Origin of the sequence: Candidatus Gorgyraea atricola (genome assembly GCA_030765235.1) — a bacterium.
Taxonomy (GTDB): domain Bacteria; phylum Omnitrophota; class Gorgyraeia; order Gorgyraeales; family Gorgyraeaceae; genus Gorgyraea; species Gorgyraea atricola.
This window is the reverse complement of the sequence record JAVCCW010000030.1, coordinates 61,881-75,044: the sequence shown is the minus strand read 5'-3', so window position 1 is coordinate 75,044 and position 13,164 is coordinate 61,881. Positions and strand designations below refer to the sequence as shown.

Sequence of the window (13,164 nt, the reverse complement as noted above, 5' to 3'; positions counted from 1 at the left end):
TTTGGTAAAATTAAGATTATTGAAATTCGAAGAGGTGAAAAATGACGCAGTTTTTTAGACTTTTAAAAAAAGGCATTGATTATTTGTTAGGTCTTTTCTCGAATGATATGGGGATCGATCTTGGCACTGCTACGACCCTTGTCTATGTAAAGGGCCGCGGAATAGTTTTGTGCGAACCATCAGTGGTCGCGATTCAGAAGGGAGTGCGCAATATACTGGCAGTAGGAGAAGAGGCAAAGCGAATGCTGGGACGCACGCCAGGCAATATCGTTGCGATAAGGCCGATGAAGGATGGTGTTATTGCTGATTTTGAAATAACAGAAGATATGCTCCGATATTTTATAAAAAAGGTCCACAATCGCAGGGTATTTGTGAGGCCGCGTATGGTGATCGCGATCCCGTCTGGCATTACAGAGGTGGAGAAGAGAGCTGTGAAGGATTCCGCAGAGCATGCTGGCGCGCGCGAGGTCTACCTGGTGGAGGAACCGATTTCAGCAGCTATTGGCGTGGGGCTTCCGATTCAGGATCCGAGCGGCAACATGATCATTGATATTGGCGGCGGCACGACTGAGATAGCTGTTATATCGCTCGCAGGTATTGTATTTTCGCGCTCTATTCGTATAGGTGGTGACGAGCTGGACGAGGCGATTATTGAACATCTGAAAAAGACGTATAATCTTATGATCGGTGAACGCACAGCAGAGGAGATAAAGATAAAGATAGGCTCTGCGTATCCGCTTGAAGAAGAGTTGACAATGGAGGTGCGCGGTCGCGATTTAGTGGCAGGCCTTCCCAAGACGATCACGATTTCTTCTGAAGAAATAAGAGAAGCAGTCGCAGGCCCGATCTCAGCAATACTCGAGGCCACCAGGATGACGCTTGAAAGGACTCCACCGGAACTTTCAGCTGATCTGATCGAGAGGGGAATTATTCTAGCAGGAGGCGGTGCTCTTTTAAGAGGAATGGATAAGCTGATAAGCGAAGAGACAGGATTGCCTGTCCATATAGCTGAAGACCCCATGACCGCAGTGGCAATAGGCACTGGCAAGGTCTTAAGCGAAATAAAATACCTAAAGAAAGTCACTGTTCGTTCTAGGCTGGATTTTTAATATAAGGATTAACATTAGTGCGTGGGCAAAAAAGAGAAAAACCTTCCTTTTGTAATAGTATTTCTTAGTGTAGCCAGCCTTTTATTTCTTTCCCAAATTTTTTCAGCAGAGACCCAAATAAAAATCCTGAATATATTCCGCATGCCGCTTAAGGTGGTATCTGGTTCGTATTATGCGCTGCGCGATATCTCTAATTTTAATGAGATGCGGAGCGAGAATAAGATCTTGCGCGAGGATCTGATCAATCTGAAAAAAGAGATCTTAAAATTGCAGGAGACTCGCTTGGAAAATAAGAGACTTAGAGAGCTCCTTGATTTTACAGAAGCTAAAAGACATAAATTTGTGCCAGCCATGATGATAGCCAAGGATCCTTCGGGTCTAAAGGACACGATTATTATCGATAAAGGTAAGAGTCGCAATGTGCGCAAAGGCATGGTGGTGATAAGTGGGAATGGCCTTGTGGGCAGAGTGCGCGAGGTGGGCTGGAGCATTGCCAGGGTACTTTTGATCACTGATCGTGATTCAGTGGTCAGCGCTATTGTCCAGCGCACAAGGGATGAGGGCGCGATTACAGGAAATATGCGTTCAGGTCTTATTATGAAATATCTGGATTTAGATTGCGAGGTCAAGGAAGGCGACAAGATCATTACTTCCGGATTCAGTGGTATATTTAAAAAGGAGATATTGATAGGCGAGGTGGTCTCTGTGGATAAGGACGCGAGCGGACTTTATCTAAACGCGCTTGTAGAGCCAGAAGTAGACATGAGACAGTTACAAGAGGTACTCGTAATTCGTTAGCAGGAGAGGTTATGCTTTTTGTCTGGATCTTTATTGCCGGTTTACTGCAAATGACAGTGCTGGATGATGTAAATCTTTTAGTAGTGCTGGCGATTTTTGCAGGGCTGCGAAAAGGGCCGGTTTTGGGAGCGCTCGTTGGCTGCGGGATCGGGATCTTTATGGAAGTACTCTCTGGCTGCGCATTTGGATTGAATATCGCGCTTTACGGTATGATAGGCCTGGCATCAGGCCTTGCCAGGGAGCACATGTCTTACAAGGAAAATATTTTTATGCAATTTATATTTTCATTTTGCGGGCTGGGCCTGTTTTATCTTTTGTATTTTGTTCTGAGTGGAGTTATCCGCCCGTCTTTTTTTATCACAATTCTTTTTTCGACTGCAATCTCGCCGCTGGTGTTTAAGATCGCCGATGGTAGCCATAGGACAATATGAGGATAAGGGCTTTAAATTTTTTATTTGCGATTCTTTTTATATTGTTGGCCGCCTACCTTTATTATCTCCAGGTGATCAAAGGCCCGCTTTATAGAGATCTTAGTTACAAAAACAGCATTCGTCTCTTAAATATAGCCGCGCCCAGAGGGATCATATATGATAGAAACGATAATGCGATCGTCGATAACACGCTCGCCTTCGGTGTCTTTATAATACCGCAAGAGGCCGGTGATGTCGATGTCGAGATAGCAAAGCTTTCCAGTCTTCTGAATATCCCAGAGAGTTTATTGAAAAGAAATTACAAACGCAACTATCAGGCGCCGTTCGCGCCATGCGAGTTGTTAAAAAATGTATCCAAGAGAGAGGCAGTTCTCATAGAGGAGTCAAAGCTGGATATGCCAGGCGTCCTGGTCAGAGAATTTCCTTTAAGGAGGCATGTATACAAAAAGGCTTCTGCGCATATCGTTGGTTATGTGGGAGAGATAAATAAGAGCGAGTTGGAGTTACTCAGGAGTTATGGTTATAATGCCAGGGACCTGATAGGCAAGGATGGCATTGAAAAGGTTATTGATGGTCATCTGCGTGGCAGGGATGGAGGCATGCAGGTGCAGGTTGATAATCGCGGCCGACAGGTGAAGATCTTGAATTTTAAAAGGCCAAGGAAGGGCAATGATATCTCTCTTACAATAGACGCGAAACTGCAGAATTTTTTATGGAGAGCGATGAAAGAAAAAAAAGGCGCAGCAGTCTTTATGGATGTTTCGAGCGGGGAGATCCTGGCTATGGTCAGCACACCTTCTTATGATCCCGGAGGTTCGATCCTTAGCGTCCTTAACGACAGCGATGCGCCTCTTTTAAATAGGGCTATCATGGGCCAATATCCACCCGGTTCAATTTTTAAAATAGTTGTTGCGCTTGCGGGCCTGGAGTCTGATAAAATAACGCCAGAGACGGATTTTCTTTGCCGGGGAAGATTAAAGGTCGGTGCAGGCAATTTTCACTGCTGGAATAGGGACGGTCATGGAGCGATGCATATTAGAGATGCGATTGCGCAGTCGTGCAATATTTATTTTTATAACGTGGGACTTTCAATAGGTGCTGAAAAGATTTTGGAATATGCTAAGAGTTTAGGCTTTGGGAAAAAGATGCGTATAGAGCTTTTGGGTGAGATGCAGGGTTTTTTGCCATCGCGGGCATGGAAGAAGACAGAGAGAAGAGAAAGCTGGTATGCGGGTGACACTGCGAATCTTTCAATAGGTCAGGGTTATGTGCTTGTTACGCCTTTACAGATAGTTCGCATGGTAGCAGCTGTGGCAAACGGAGGCTATCTTATTGAACCGCATATATTGGAGAGAAAGCCCAGGAAGATAAAGTTAAAGCTGCAGGAAAAAAATCTACAATTGATCAGAAGCGCGATGAGGGGCGTTGTCGATGATAAGGACGGCACAGGGTTTCGGGCATGGAGCAGTGACGTTTCTATTGCTGGCAAGACCGGCACTTCTCAGGCCGGGGGAGACCTGAGGACGCATGCGTGGTTTGCTGGATTCGCGCCTTATGAAAAACCCGAGATTAGTTTTGTAGTTTTTTTGGAACACGGCGGATCAGGCGGTGATGTTGCCGCGCTTATCGCGAGAAAGGCGATAGAATACTGGTATACCCGTTAGCCCGTTGCCCGTTTAGCCCGTTTGCCCGTTTCGTCGGTCAACGGGTAACGGGCTAAACGGGCAAACGGGCAAACGGGCAAACGGGCTAAACGAATATGCTTAAATTAGACTTGAAAAAGTATAAGGGTTTTGATTGGGTGTTGATGGGGAGCGCTCTGGGGATTTTTGCGCTAGGGCTTTTGTTTTTATTTAGCGCTACATATCCTTATAATGGGGGTTTTGTGTTGAGGCAGGTAGTTTGGTTTTTGCTGGGGTCTTTGATATTTATGTGGATGATAAACGTAAACTACAGAAAGATCGTGGGAATAGGAAATATATTTTATTTTCTGACGATAGCGCTTCTTTTTGCTGTGCTTTTATTTGGCAGTCGCAGGCTTGGCGCGCAAAGGTGGCTTGCAATAGGCGCTTTTAATATCCAGCCTTCTGAATTTGGAAAGCTTTTTATAACGCTGGCGCTCGTGCAGTATCTCACGACTCATAAAGCCTACGCGAGGCTTAAGAATATTTTCGTACCTTTACTCATGACAATAGCCCCGTTTATTCTCATACTTAAAGAGCCTGATCTAGGGACTGCGCTTATCTTTGTCCCGATATTATTTATGTTGTTGTACGTCTGGGGCGCGCCAATTAAATATTTATTTTCTATGATAGGCGCTGGCGTTTTACTATCTCCGTTAGCGTGGTTTTTATTAAAGGACTATCAGAAGGAAAGACTCCTGGTGTTCATTGATCCTGGCGTGGATCCGTTAGGCGCTGGCTATACGATTATCCAGTCGAAGATAGCCATAGGTTCAGGGGGGATTTTTGGAAAGGGTTGGCTGGCTGGCACGCAAAACCAGTTAAATTTTCTGGCAGAAAGGCATACAGATTTTATATTTTCTGTAGCAGGAGAAGAATGGGGATTTTTCGGGGGCATTGTTTTAATCGCCCTTTATTATATTTTAATAAGACGGGCAATGGCTATAGTTGAAAAGACTACTGATCCCTGCGGCAGGCTTCTGGCTGCAGGACTATTGACGATGATAGGCGTGCAGGTAATTGTAAATCTGAGTATGACCATGGGATTTATGCCAGTTGTGGGACTACCTTTGCCTCTTGTGAGTTACGGCGGCTCATCACTTTTGGTCACAATGATGGCGCTGGGCCTCTTGCAGAGCATAGCAATACACAGGTAGAGGCTGGACCTCGGAAAAGCCGAGGTCCAGCCTCGGCTTTTACTTCATATGGAGAAAACTATTTTAAAACCAGGCAGATATATAAATAAGGAGTGGAATGCTGTCCATAAGGAATGGACGAGTGACAGGTTAAAGGTGGCGCTTTGTTTTCCTGATATATACGAAATAGGTATGAGTCATTTGGGGATGAAGATAATATACGGTCTCTTGAATAGCAAAAAGGATATTCTTTGTGAGCGGGTGTTTTCGCCGTGGGTTGACATGGAGCGAAAGATGAGAACGGAAGGGACTGTGCTTACGTCGCTGGAAAGCAGAAGGCCGCTGAAGGATTTTGACATACTTGGCTTTTCTCTCCAGTACGAGATGAGTTTTGTGGATGTCTTGAATATTTTAGAGCTCGGCGAGATCCCGCTTCGTAGCGCTGATAGAGGAGACGAGCATCCATTGGTCATAGCTGGCGGGCCATGCGCGTTTAATCCTGAGCCAATGGCAGACTTTGTCGATGCGTTTGTGATCGGCGAGGCTGAAGAGGCGGTACTTGAGATTACGGGCATTATTAGGGACAAGGGACATCCCTCGACTTCGCTCGGGACAGGCGGGACAAGGGACAAGGTGTTGAGAGAGCTTGCGAAGATTAAAGGTGTGTACGTTCCAACATATCGGGCATCAAATATCACGAAGCGCATCATAGGGGATCTCGACAGCGCGTATTTTCCTACAGATCCGATCGTCCCGTATCTTCAGATCGTGCATGATAGGATCAGTATTGAGATCATGCGTGGATGTCCACACCGCTGCAGGTTTTGTCAGGCGTGTAAAATATTTCAACCTCTTCGCATACGCTCAGTAAAAAGGATTTTGGAAATAGCAGAAGAGTCAATAAAAAGCACAGGGTATGAAGAGATCTCACTTTTATCTCTTTCCAGCGGAAATTATCCATATCTCGAGGAACTTGTTGGAAAGTTAGGGGAGAAGTTTAAACCGCTGGGCATAAAGATATCCTTACCCTCTCTTAGGGTCAAAAGTTTTGATGCTGGCAAGGCAGGTGGTGTTGTGAAAAGGGCTGGATTGACATTCGCGCCAGAATCCGGCAGTGATCGATTAAGGAAACTTTTGAACAAGGATATTGAAAATAAAGATATAATACAGAGATCTGAGATCGCGCTTAAATCAGGATGGAAAAAGGTCAAACTTTATTTTATGATAGGGCTGCCAGGTGAAAGAGAAGAGGATTTAGACGCGATCATAGAGCTTGCCTCGAGCATAAAAAGAGTCAACCTGAGCATCTCTCCATTTATACCAAAGCCGCATTCGGAATTTGAAAGAGAAGGCATGGAAGATATAGAAGTGTTGAAAAATAAAAGAGAATATTTACGTTCAAAGACAAAAATAAGAATGGATTTTCATGATCTTCGCATGAGCAGGATCGAAGCGATTTTATCCAGGGGAGACAGGAAAGTAGGCCAGGTTATACAAATGGCCTGGCAAAAGGGTGCCAGACTTCAGGCATGGACAGAGCATTTTAACTACGATCTCTGGCTGCAATGCTTTGAAGAATCTGGAATTAATCCAGATCCGTACCTGACTAAAAACAGAGATACTAAGTTTCCCTGGAGCTTTATTGTTGCTTGAAGTTAGATGAGTTGTAATGTATACTAAAGTAAATGAAGATAAACGGAGGTTAATATGATTAATTTCTTGAAAAAGATGTCCCTGGTTCCTAAAGGTTTGAAGTACAAGACGATGATCGCCTTTTCTCTGATGTCGCTTATACCGCTTTTGATATGCGTATGGCTTGTTACGACTTACATCTTTCCTAACATTGCTTTATTTCTTGGTCTCTCACTGGGCAATATAAGTCTAATATTGGTTATATCTATTATTATATCCCTTCTTGGGCTGTATACGACAAAGCAGATGATAGATCCTGTGGTCCAGATGGCGGTTGACGCAAGGGGAATCGCAGAAGGAGACATGGAGAGAGTGATCAAGGTGGATCGCGAGGACGAGATCGGTGAGCTATCAATGTCTTTAAATATTATGACGCAGAAGATCAAGGATAACATAGAAGAGCTGAAGAACTATGGTGAAAAGACAAAGTTGATCAATATGGAGATAAATAAGAAGGTACTTGCGCTTTCAGGGCTTTTGCAGGTAGGCAATCTCATATCTTCTTCAACGGATCTTCTAAGGATCCTTGATTTTATATCGCAAAAGATATCAGAGCTCGGGAACGGTTCTTGCTCGTTTATTATGCTGCCGGACAGCGTTTCAGGAGAACCCGGGGTATTTTCACAGTCAAATATTGAAAAAAAGAGAGTGAGTGAATTAGTGCTTAAGAGAGGTGATCTTGTTACAGATATGCTTATTATAGATAAGGCTTCGAAGCCTAGGAGTATAGCAGCGAATAAGATTATCGCCTCGCTTGGTTTGAAAAACATTGCTATCCTTCCAATAGTTATTTCCAGAAGGCCTTACGGCATGCTCGTGTTAGGCAATGCAAAAGAGGATTTTCTGTTCAAAGAAGACGAAAAGGAGCTTCTGAGGATATTTGTTAAACAGGTTACAATAGCCGTTGAGAACGATATCCTGGTAAAGAAAGCAAAGGAGCTCGCAGTAAAGGATGAATTAACAGGACTTTACAACGAAGGTTTTATACATGCAAGGCTTGACGAAGAAATAAAAAGGGCGTGTCTTTACCAGAGGCCATGCGGTTATCTGCTCGTAGATATTGATAATTTTAAAGATTTTAACGAGCGCTTTGGCGAATCAAAAGCAGAGACTCTGCTAAAATGTTTAGGTGAGATGCTCAATAGCAGCGTGACAGCGGTAGATAAAGTCGGCCGCCTGTCCACAGACAGGTTTGCAATAATTGTTCCTGAGAAAAATAAAAAACAAGTTGCAAACGTTGCAGAGGAGATAAAGAAAAAAGTAGAATCTGGACTTGCAAAACTTATGGAGATCAGCGGGAAACTGACTGTAAGTATAGCCGTGAGCGAGAATCCCATAGATGGTTCAAGCGCAGATGAGCTTATGAAAAAGGCAGAGGAGCTTATTAAGAGCGCGAAATCATTAGGTAAAAACAGGGTTGTGGTGTGAATATCGAAAGGAGAATTGCATGGCAATAGATCTAAATCAATTACTGAAGGAGATGGTAAAACAGAATGCATCGGATCTACATTTGGGAGTCGGGTCTGTCCCGCATCTAAGAGTGCATGGGGGCCTTGTGGCGCTTAGCGAGAAGGAATTGACTGAGAATTCGTCAAAGGATTTAATATATTCTATTCTTACCAATGAGCAGAAGGCGCACTTTGAAAGAGACAGAGAGTTGGATTTCGCGTTTACTAAAGAAGAATTTGGCAGATTCAGGGTCAATGTGTTTTGGCAGAGGGGATACGTTGGCGCTGCTATCAGGGCATTGCCTTTTAAGATACGGAGTTTTGAAGAATGCGGCCTGCCAATAAATGTAATGGAGGGCTTCTGCGAAAAGCCCAAAGGGCTTGTGCTTGTTACAGGCGCTACTGGCAGTGGAAAATCAACGACGCTGGCCTCGATGGTAGACTGGATCAATAGCCGCAAGGATTGTCATATAATTACGGTTGAAGACCCCATAGAGTATGTACATACTAATAAGAAGTCAATAATAGACCAAAGAGAGGTCGGCAGCGATACGCTTACTTTTGCAAAAGCGCTCAAGCATGTTCTGAGAGAAGATCCTGATGTCATCTTGATAGGGGAAATGAGAGATCTCGAGACAGTAGAGGCAGCATTGACTATTGCAGAGACAGGCCATCTGGTTTTAGCGACACTGCACACATCAGATAGCGTACAGACAATAAATCGTATCATCGATGTTTTTCCTGCGAGGCAGCAGCCCCAGGTCAGGGCACAGCTCTCGTTTGTGATGATGGGTGTTTTGTCGCAGCAGCTGATACCAAGCCGATCCGGAAAGGACAGGGTGCTGGCAGTAGAGGTTCTTGTGAACAGCGCTGCGGTGCGGAGTCAGATCAGGGAATCAAAAGCGCATCAGGTTTATTCTACTATGCAGACTGCTCAGAGAGAAGGTATGCAGACAATGAACCAGTCACTCTTTGATCTTTTTGTACAAGGACAGATTACAAAGGAAGACGCGCTGGGCAGGACCACTGAGGTGCAGGATTTAGAGAGGATGTTTAAAGAGAAGACATAAATGGCGAAAAAGATCATTAAGAAAAAATTAGGAGAGCTTCTTATTGAAAGAGGAATTATCAATAAAAAGCAGCTTCAGCATGCGCTTGAGGTGCAAAAAACAAAGGGCGGGCTCATTGGCCAAGTCCTTGTGGGTCTGAAATATGCGACTGAAGAAGCTATTGCGCAGGCCTTGACCGCGCAATACGGATTCCCTTACCTGCCGCTCGATAATTATGATATAGATTCTGAGATCGTTAAGATCGTGCCAAAGAATGTGGCTACGCAGTTTTGTCTCATTCCCGTGGATAAGATCGGCAATAATCTTACAATAGCGATGTCAAACCCTTTGAACAGTCTCGCAATAGAAGACATAGAGCTTGTTTCAGGTCTGTGCGTCCAAATTTTTGTAAGCACAGCGACGGATATCAAGAACGCAATAAATAATCATTATAAATAGCTATGTATTCTCTCAAAGAACGCATTACTGAGATATTGATAAAAAACAAGGTCATCACTGACGCCCAGCTAAAAAAGGCCTTGAAGGTCCAGAAGCAGAAGGGCGGCTTGCTAAAGGATGTTCTTGTTAATCTTGGATTTGCGAGCGAAAGAGATCTAATGGCAGCCTTAAGTCAGGGCTTAGGCATTCCACCCATAGCACTCTCCCGTTTTAAAATCGATCCTGAGATATTGAAGCTAGTGCCAGCTGATATAGCGAAAAAATATCAGATCGTCCCTGTCTCTAAAGTAGGAAATATCCTTACGATAGCAACGGCTGACCCCCTGAACGTATTTGCGATAGATGATATCCGTTCGCTTACAGGATTCGAGACAGGCACTATTATCGCGTCACAGAAAGAAGTACAGGATGTAATAGCAGAGCATTATGGCGGATATTCTCATGCAGCAATAGAAGACCTGATGGAGGACATGAAAATTGCAGACCTTGAGATCATCAGGGCAGAGGCTGAAGAGGAAGTTGATTCCGCACGCCTCTATAAATTAGTAGAAGAGGCGCCTGTTGTGAGATTGACAAACACGATCCTTGAAAATGGTATAAAGGCGCGATCGAGCGACATCCTGATAGAGCCAATGGAAAAATCTCTGCGCATACGATACAGGGTAGACGGAGTGCTTAAGACAATAGAGTCTTTGCCAAAGAGCAGGCATGAGTCTATTGTCTCAAGGATAAAGGTCATGTCTCGACTGAATATTGCTGAGCGCAGGCTTCCTCAGGACGGCCGTTTCAAATTAAGGGTAAAGGATAATGAAGTGGATTTCAGGGTCTCTATCTTACCTTCCTCTAAAGGCGAAAAGGTGGCGCTCAGGGTGCTGGATAAGTCTAGCGCTATGCTGGATATTGAAAAACTCGGCTTTGAAAAAAATAATGTAGCAGTGTTTAAAAAATCAGCGTCCCATCCTCATGGAATGATACTGGTGTGCGGGCCTACAGGCAGTGGAAAGACCACCACGCTTTATTCATTATTGAAACATGTCCACTCTTCTGAGAAAAATCTTATAACAGTTGAAGATCCTGTTGAGTACCAGATCCAGGGTGTGAATCAGGTCACGGTAAGGACTGAAGTAGGCCTTACGTTCGCAAGTTCATTGCGCTCTATCTTGAGGCAGGATCCTGATGTGATAATGATAGGAGAGATAAGGGATTTTGATACAGTGGACATCGCTATAAAGTCTGCGCTTACGGGACATCTTGTTTTTTCAACATTACACACGACAACCGCGTGTGGTTCAGTAGTGAGGCTTATAAATATGGGCGTAGAGCCTTTTCTTATAAGCGCCTCTTTAATATCTATAGTTGCCCAAAGATTGATCCGTAAGTTATGTCCAAAGTGCAAAGAATCTTATAAGCCAAGTGATGCGATTATTGCTGACCTGCGCATTGGTAAGGATAAGTCAAAGAACTCGACTCTTTACAGGCCAAAGGGATGCGAGCACTGTTTTAACACAGGATATAGCGGAAGGTTGGGCATATGCGAAATCCTGACCATGAGCCCGTCGATAAAAAATATGATTTTGAAAAATGTACGGGAAAGTGAGATGAAAAACCAGGCAAGAAAAGAAGGCATGCGGACACTCAGAGAAGACGGCCTTATAAAAGTGCTCGAAGGCGTTACCAGCTTAGAAGAGATATTAAGAGTTACTGTAGCGGATGAATAAAACGAAATATGGCAACCACACACTATAAATTAAGTCAGGTCCTGATTAAAAACAAGCTTATCTCAGAGAAAGACCTTAAGCGCGTTAGGGAAAAGCAGGCAAGGGAAGGCGGGAGTTTGCCTGAGATACTTCTTAAGGAAGGATTGGTAAGCGAAAAGGACTTGCTGGTTGTCATGAGCAGCACTTTTAGTATCCCCGCCATAAATCTCTCGAAATATAAAGTAGAAAAGGAGTCTGTTCCCCTTATACCTGAAAAGGTGGCAAGGCAATACAGGGCAATTGCCATATGTAAATTTTCCACAACACTTGTTGTGGCCATGGTCGATCCGCTGAATATATTTGCAATAGACGATTTAAAGATGATCACAAAGTGCAATGTAGAACCAGTCTTGAGCACAGAGACAGAGATATTCCAGGCAATAGATAAGTTTTACGCCTCAGAGGGAAGGACGCTATCGGATATTATTAAAGACGCCGAAGATGGTGATGTCGAAGTAATAGGCGCTATAAAAGAAGAGTTTGATATAACTGATGCGGCCCTTGAGGGAGAGGCGCCTCCGATCGTAAAGATGGTGGATCTGATCCTTGTGGAGGCATTAAAGAAAAGGGCGTCAGATATTCATGTTGAGCCAGAAGAAGATGATCTGCGGGTCAGATACAGGATCGACGGCAATCTTCATGACGTACTTAAGATCCCCAAGAAAAATCAAAATGCGATCCTGGCAAGGCTTAAGATCATGTCAGGTATGGATATAACAGAATCGCGCACGCCTCAGGACGGCAGGTTTAAGATACGTACACGGAACAAAGAAGTAGATTTCAGGGTCTCGGCCTTGCCTACATCATTTGGAAGCAAGATAGTATTGAGGGCGCTTGATAAATCCAGTCTTTCTATAGGACTTAATAAATTAGGTTTTTCAAAATATGCCCTGACGAGATTCGAAAAGGCAGTCGCTAAACCCTTTGGCATGATACTGGTAACTGGTCCGACAGGCAGCGGTAAATCCACCACACTCTATTCCGTAATAAGTCAGTTAAATACGCCGGACAAAAATATTATAACAATAGAAGACCCTGTGGAATATCAGGTCGAGGGTATAACTCAGATGCAGGCGAATTCAGATATAGGCCTTAATTTTGCGAGTGGGCTACGGTCTCTTTTAAGACAGAGCCCTGATGTGATAATGATCGGAGAGATACGCGATTCTGAAACTGCTGATATAGCAATAAAGGCGTCGTTGACAGGCCAGCTTGTCTTGAGTACACTCCACACCAATGACGCGCCAACAGCTGTTAACCGACTTATGGATATGGGTGTCGAGCCTTTTTTGATCGCCTCGTCAGTGATATTGGTGGCAGCGCAGAGATTATGCAGGGTAATTTGCCCAGACTGTAAAGGAAAAAAAGAAACTTGCAAAAAGTGTTCAGGCACTGGCTATTACGGAAGGTGTGCTATACTGGAAGTCTTGAGCGTAGATGATAAGATGCGGGAAATGATCATAGGAAAGGCCTCGACAGATGATATAAGGGAATACGCTATTTCTAAAGGAATGAAGACGCTTAGAGATGATGCGATGGAGAAATATAAAGACGGGGTCACTACCATGGAAGAGGTTTCGAGAGTTACATCGGAGGATTAAAC

11 protein-coding genes are annotated in these 13,164 nt (G+C 44.1%); all 11 read left to right on the top strand.

All coding sequences use genetic code 11. The features are described from left to right. The first annotated feature begins 41 nt into the window (after window positions 1–41). Window positions 42–1,109 carry a rod shape-determining protein gene (locus P9L93_07955; GenBank protein MDP8231011.1) on the top strand — a complete coding sequence of 356 codons (1,068 nt, stop codon included), beginning with the start codon at window positions 42–44 and terminating at the stop codon, window positions 1,107–1,109. A 21-nt stretch (window positions 1,110–1,130) separates the two neighbouring features. Further along, on the top strand, window positions 1,131–1,907 hold the full coding sequence (mreC, locus tag P9L93_07950; GenBank protein MDP8231010.1) for a rod shape-determining protein MreC: 777 nt from the start codon (window positions 1,131–1,133) through the stop codon (window positions 1,905–1,907). An 11-nt stretch (window positions 1,908–1,918) separates the two neighbouring features. Beyond that, window positions 1,919–2,338 carry a hypothetical protein gene (locus P9L93_07945; protein MDP8231009.1) on the top strand — a complete coding sequence of 140 codons (420 nt, stop codon included), beginning with the start codon at window positions 1,919–1,921 and terminating at the stop codon, window positions 2,336–2,338. Then, entirely contained in the window at window positions 2,335–4,002 is a 1,668-nt protein-coding gene (mrdA, locus tag P9L93_07940) for a penicillin-binding protein 2 (protein ID MDP8231008.1), read from the top strand. The genes P9L93_07945 and mrdA overlap by 4 nt, the downstream gene beginning before the upstream one ends. 95 nt (window positions 4,003–4,097) lie before the next feature. Beyond that, entirely contained in the window at window positions 4,098–5,177 is a 1,080-nt protein-coding gene (gene rodA / locus P9L93_07935; GenBank protein MDP8231007.1) for a rod shape-determining protein RodA, read from the top strand. Window positions 5,178–5,225: 48 nt separating this feature from the next. Next, window positions 5,226–6,809 carry a radical SAM protein gene (locus tag P9L93_07930; protein ID MDP8231006.1) on the top strand — a complete coding sequence of 528 codons (1,584 nt, stop codon included), beginning with the start codon at window positions 5,226–5,228 and terminating at the stop codon, window positions 6,807–6,809. 54 nt (window positions 6,810–6,863) lie between these two features. Continuing rightward, window positions 6,864–8,276, top strand: coding sequence for a diguanylate cyclase (locus tag P9L93_07925; GenBank protein MDP8231005.1), 1,413 nt, complete (start codon window positions 6,864–6,866; stop codon window positions 8,274–8,276). A gap of 19 nt (window positions 8,277–8,295) precedes the next feature. Further along, on the top strand, window positions 8,296–9,366 hold the full coding sequence (locus P9L93_07920; protein ID MDP8231004.1) for a type IV pilus twitching motility protein PilT: 1,071 nt from the start codon (window positions 8,296–8,298) through the stop codon (window positions 9,364–9,366). Then, window positions 9,367–9,804, top strand: coding sequence for a hypothetical protein (locus P9L93_07915; protein ID MDP8231003.1), 438 nt, complete (start codon window positions 9,367–9,369; stop codon window positions 9,802–9,804). 2 nt (window positions 9,805–9,806) lie between these two features. After that, window positions 9,807–11,522: an ATPase, T2SS/T4P/T4SS family gene (locus tag P9L93_07910; protein MDP8231002.1), complete on the top strand. Its 1,716-nt coding sequence runs from the start codon at window positions 9,807–9,809 to the stop codon at window positions 11,520–11,522. A gap of 8 nt (window positions 11,523–11,530) precedes the next feature. Beyond that, complete coding sequence (locus P9L93_07905; GenBank protein MDP8231001.1) at window positions 11,531–13,162, top strand: GspE/PulE family protein; 1,632 nt, start codon at window positions 11,531–11,533, stop codon at window positions 13,160–13,162. The last annotated feature ends 2 nt before the right edge of the window (window positions 13,163–13,164 follow it).

What these genes read in the sequence shown, in the direction of transcription:
- P9L93_07955 (MDP8231011.1), top strand. Translation starts at nt 42, where the DNA reads ATGACGCAGTTTTTTAGACTTTTAAAAAAAGGCATTGATTATTTGTTA.
- P9L93_07930 (MDP8231006.1), top strand. Translation starts at nt 5,226, where the DNA reads ATGGAGAAAACTATTTTAAAACCAGGCAGATATATAAATAAGGAGTGG.
- P9L93_07905 (MDP8231001.1), top strand. Translation starts at nt 11,531, where the DNA reads ATGGCAACCACACACTATAAATTAAGTCAGGTCCTGATTAAAAACAAG.
- P9L93_07945 (MDP8231009.1), top strand. Translation starts at nt 1,919, where the DNA reads ATGCTTTTTGTCTGGATCTTTATTGCCGGTTTACTGCAAATGACAGTG.
- mrdA (MDP8231008.1), top strand. Translation starts at nt 2,335, where the DNA reads ATGAGGATAAGGGCTTTAAATTTTTTATTTGCGATTCTTTTTATATTG.
- P9L93_07925 (MDP8231005.1), top strand. Translation starts at nt 6,864, where the DNA reads ATGATTAATTTCTTGAAAAAGATGTCCCTGGTTCCTAAAGGTTTGAAG.
- P9L93_07920 (MDP8231004.1), top strand. Translation starts at nt 8,296, where the DNA reads ATGGCAATAGATCTAAATCAATTACTGAAGGAGATGGTAAAACAGAAT.
- P9L93_07915 (MDP8231003.1), top strand. Translation starts at nt 9,367, where the DNA reads ATGGCGAAAAAGATCATTAAGAAAAAATTAGGAGAGCTTCTTATTGAA.
- rodA (MDP8231007.1), top strand. Translation starts at nt 4,098, where the DNA reads ATGCTTAAATTAGACTTGAAAAAGTATAAGGGTTTTGATTGGGTGTTG.
- P9L93_07910 (MDP8231002.1), top strand. Translation starts at nt 9,807, where the DNA reads ATGTATTCTCTCAAAGAACGCATTACTGAGATATTGATAAAAAACAAG.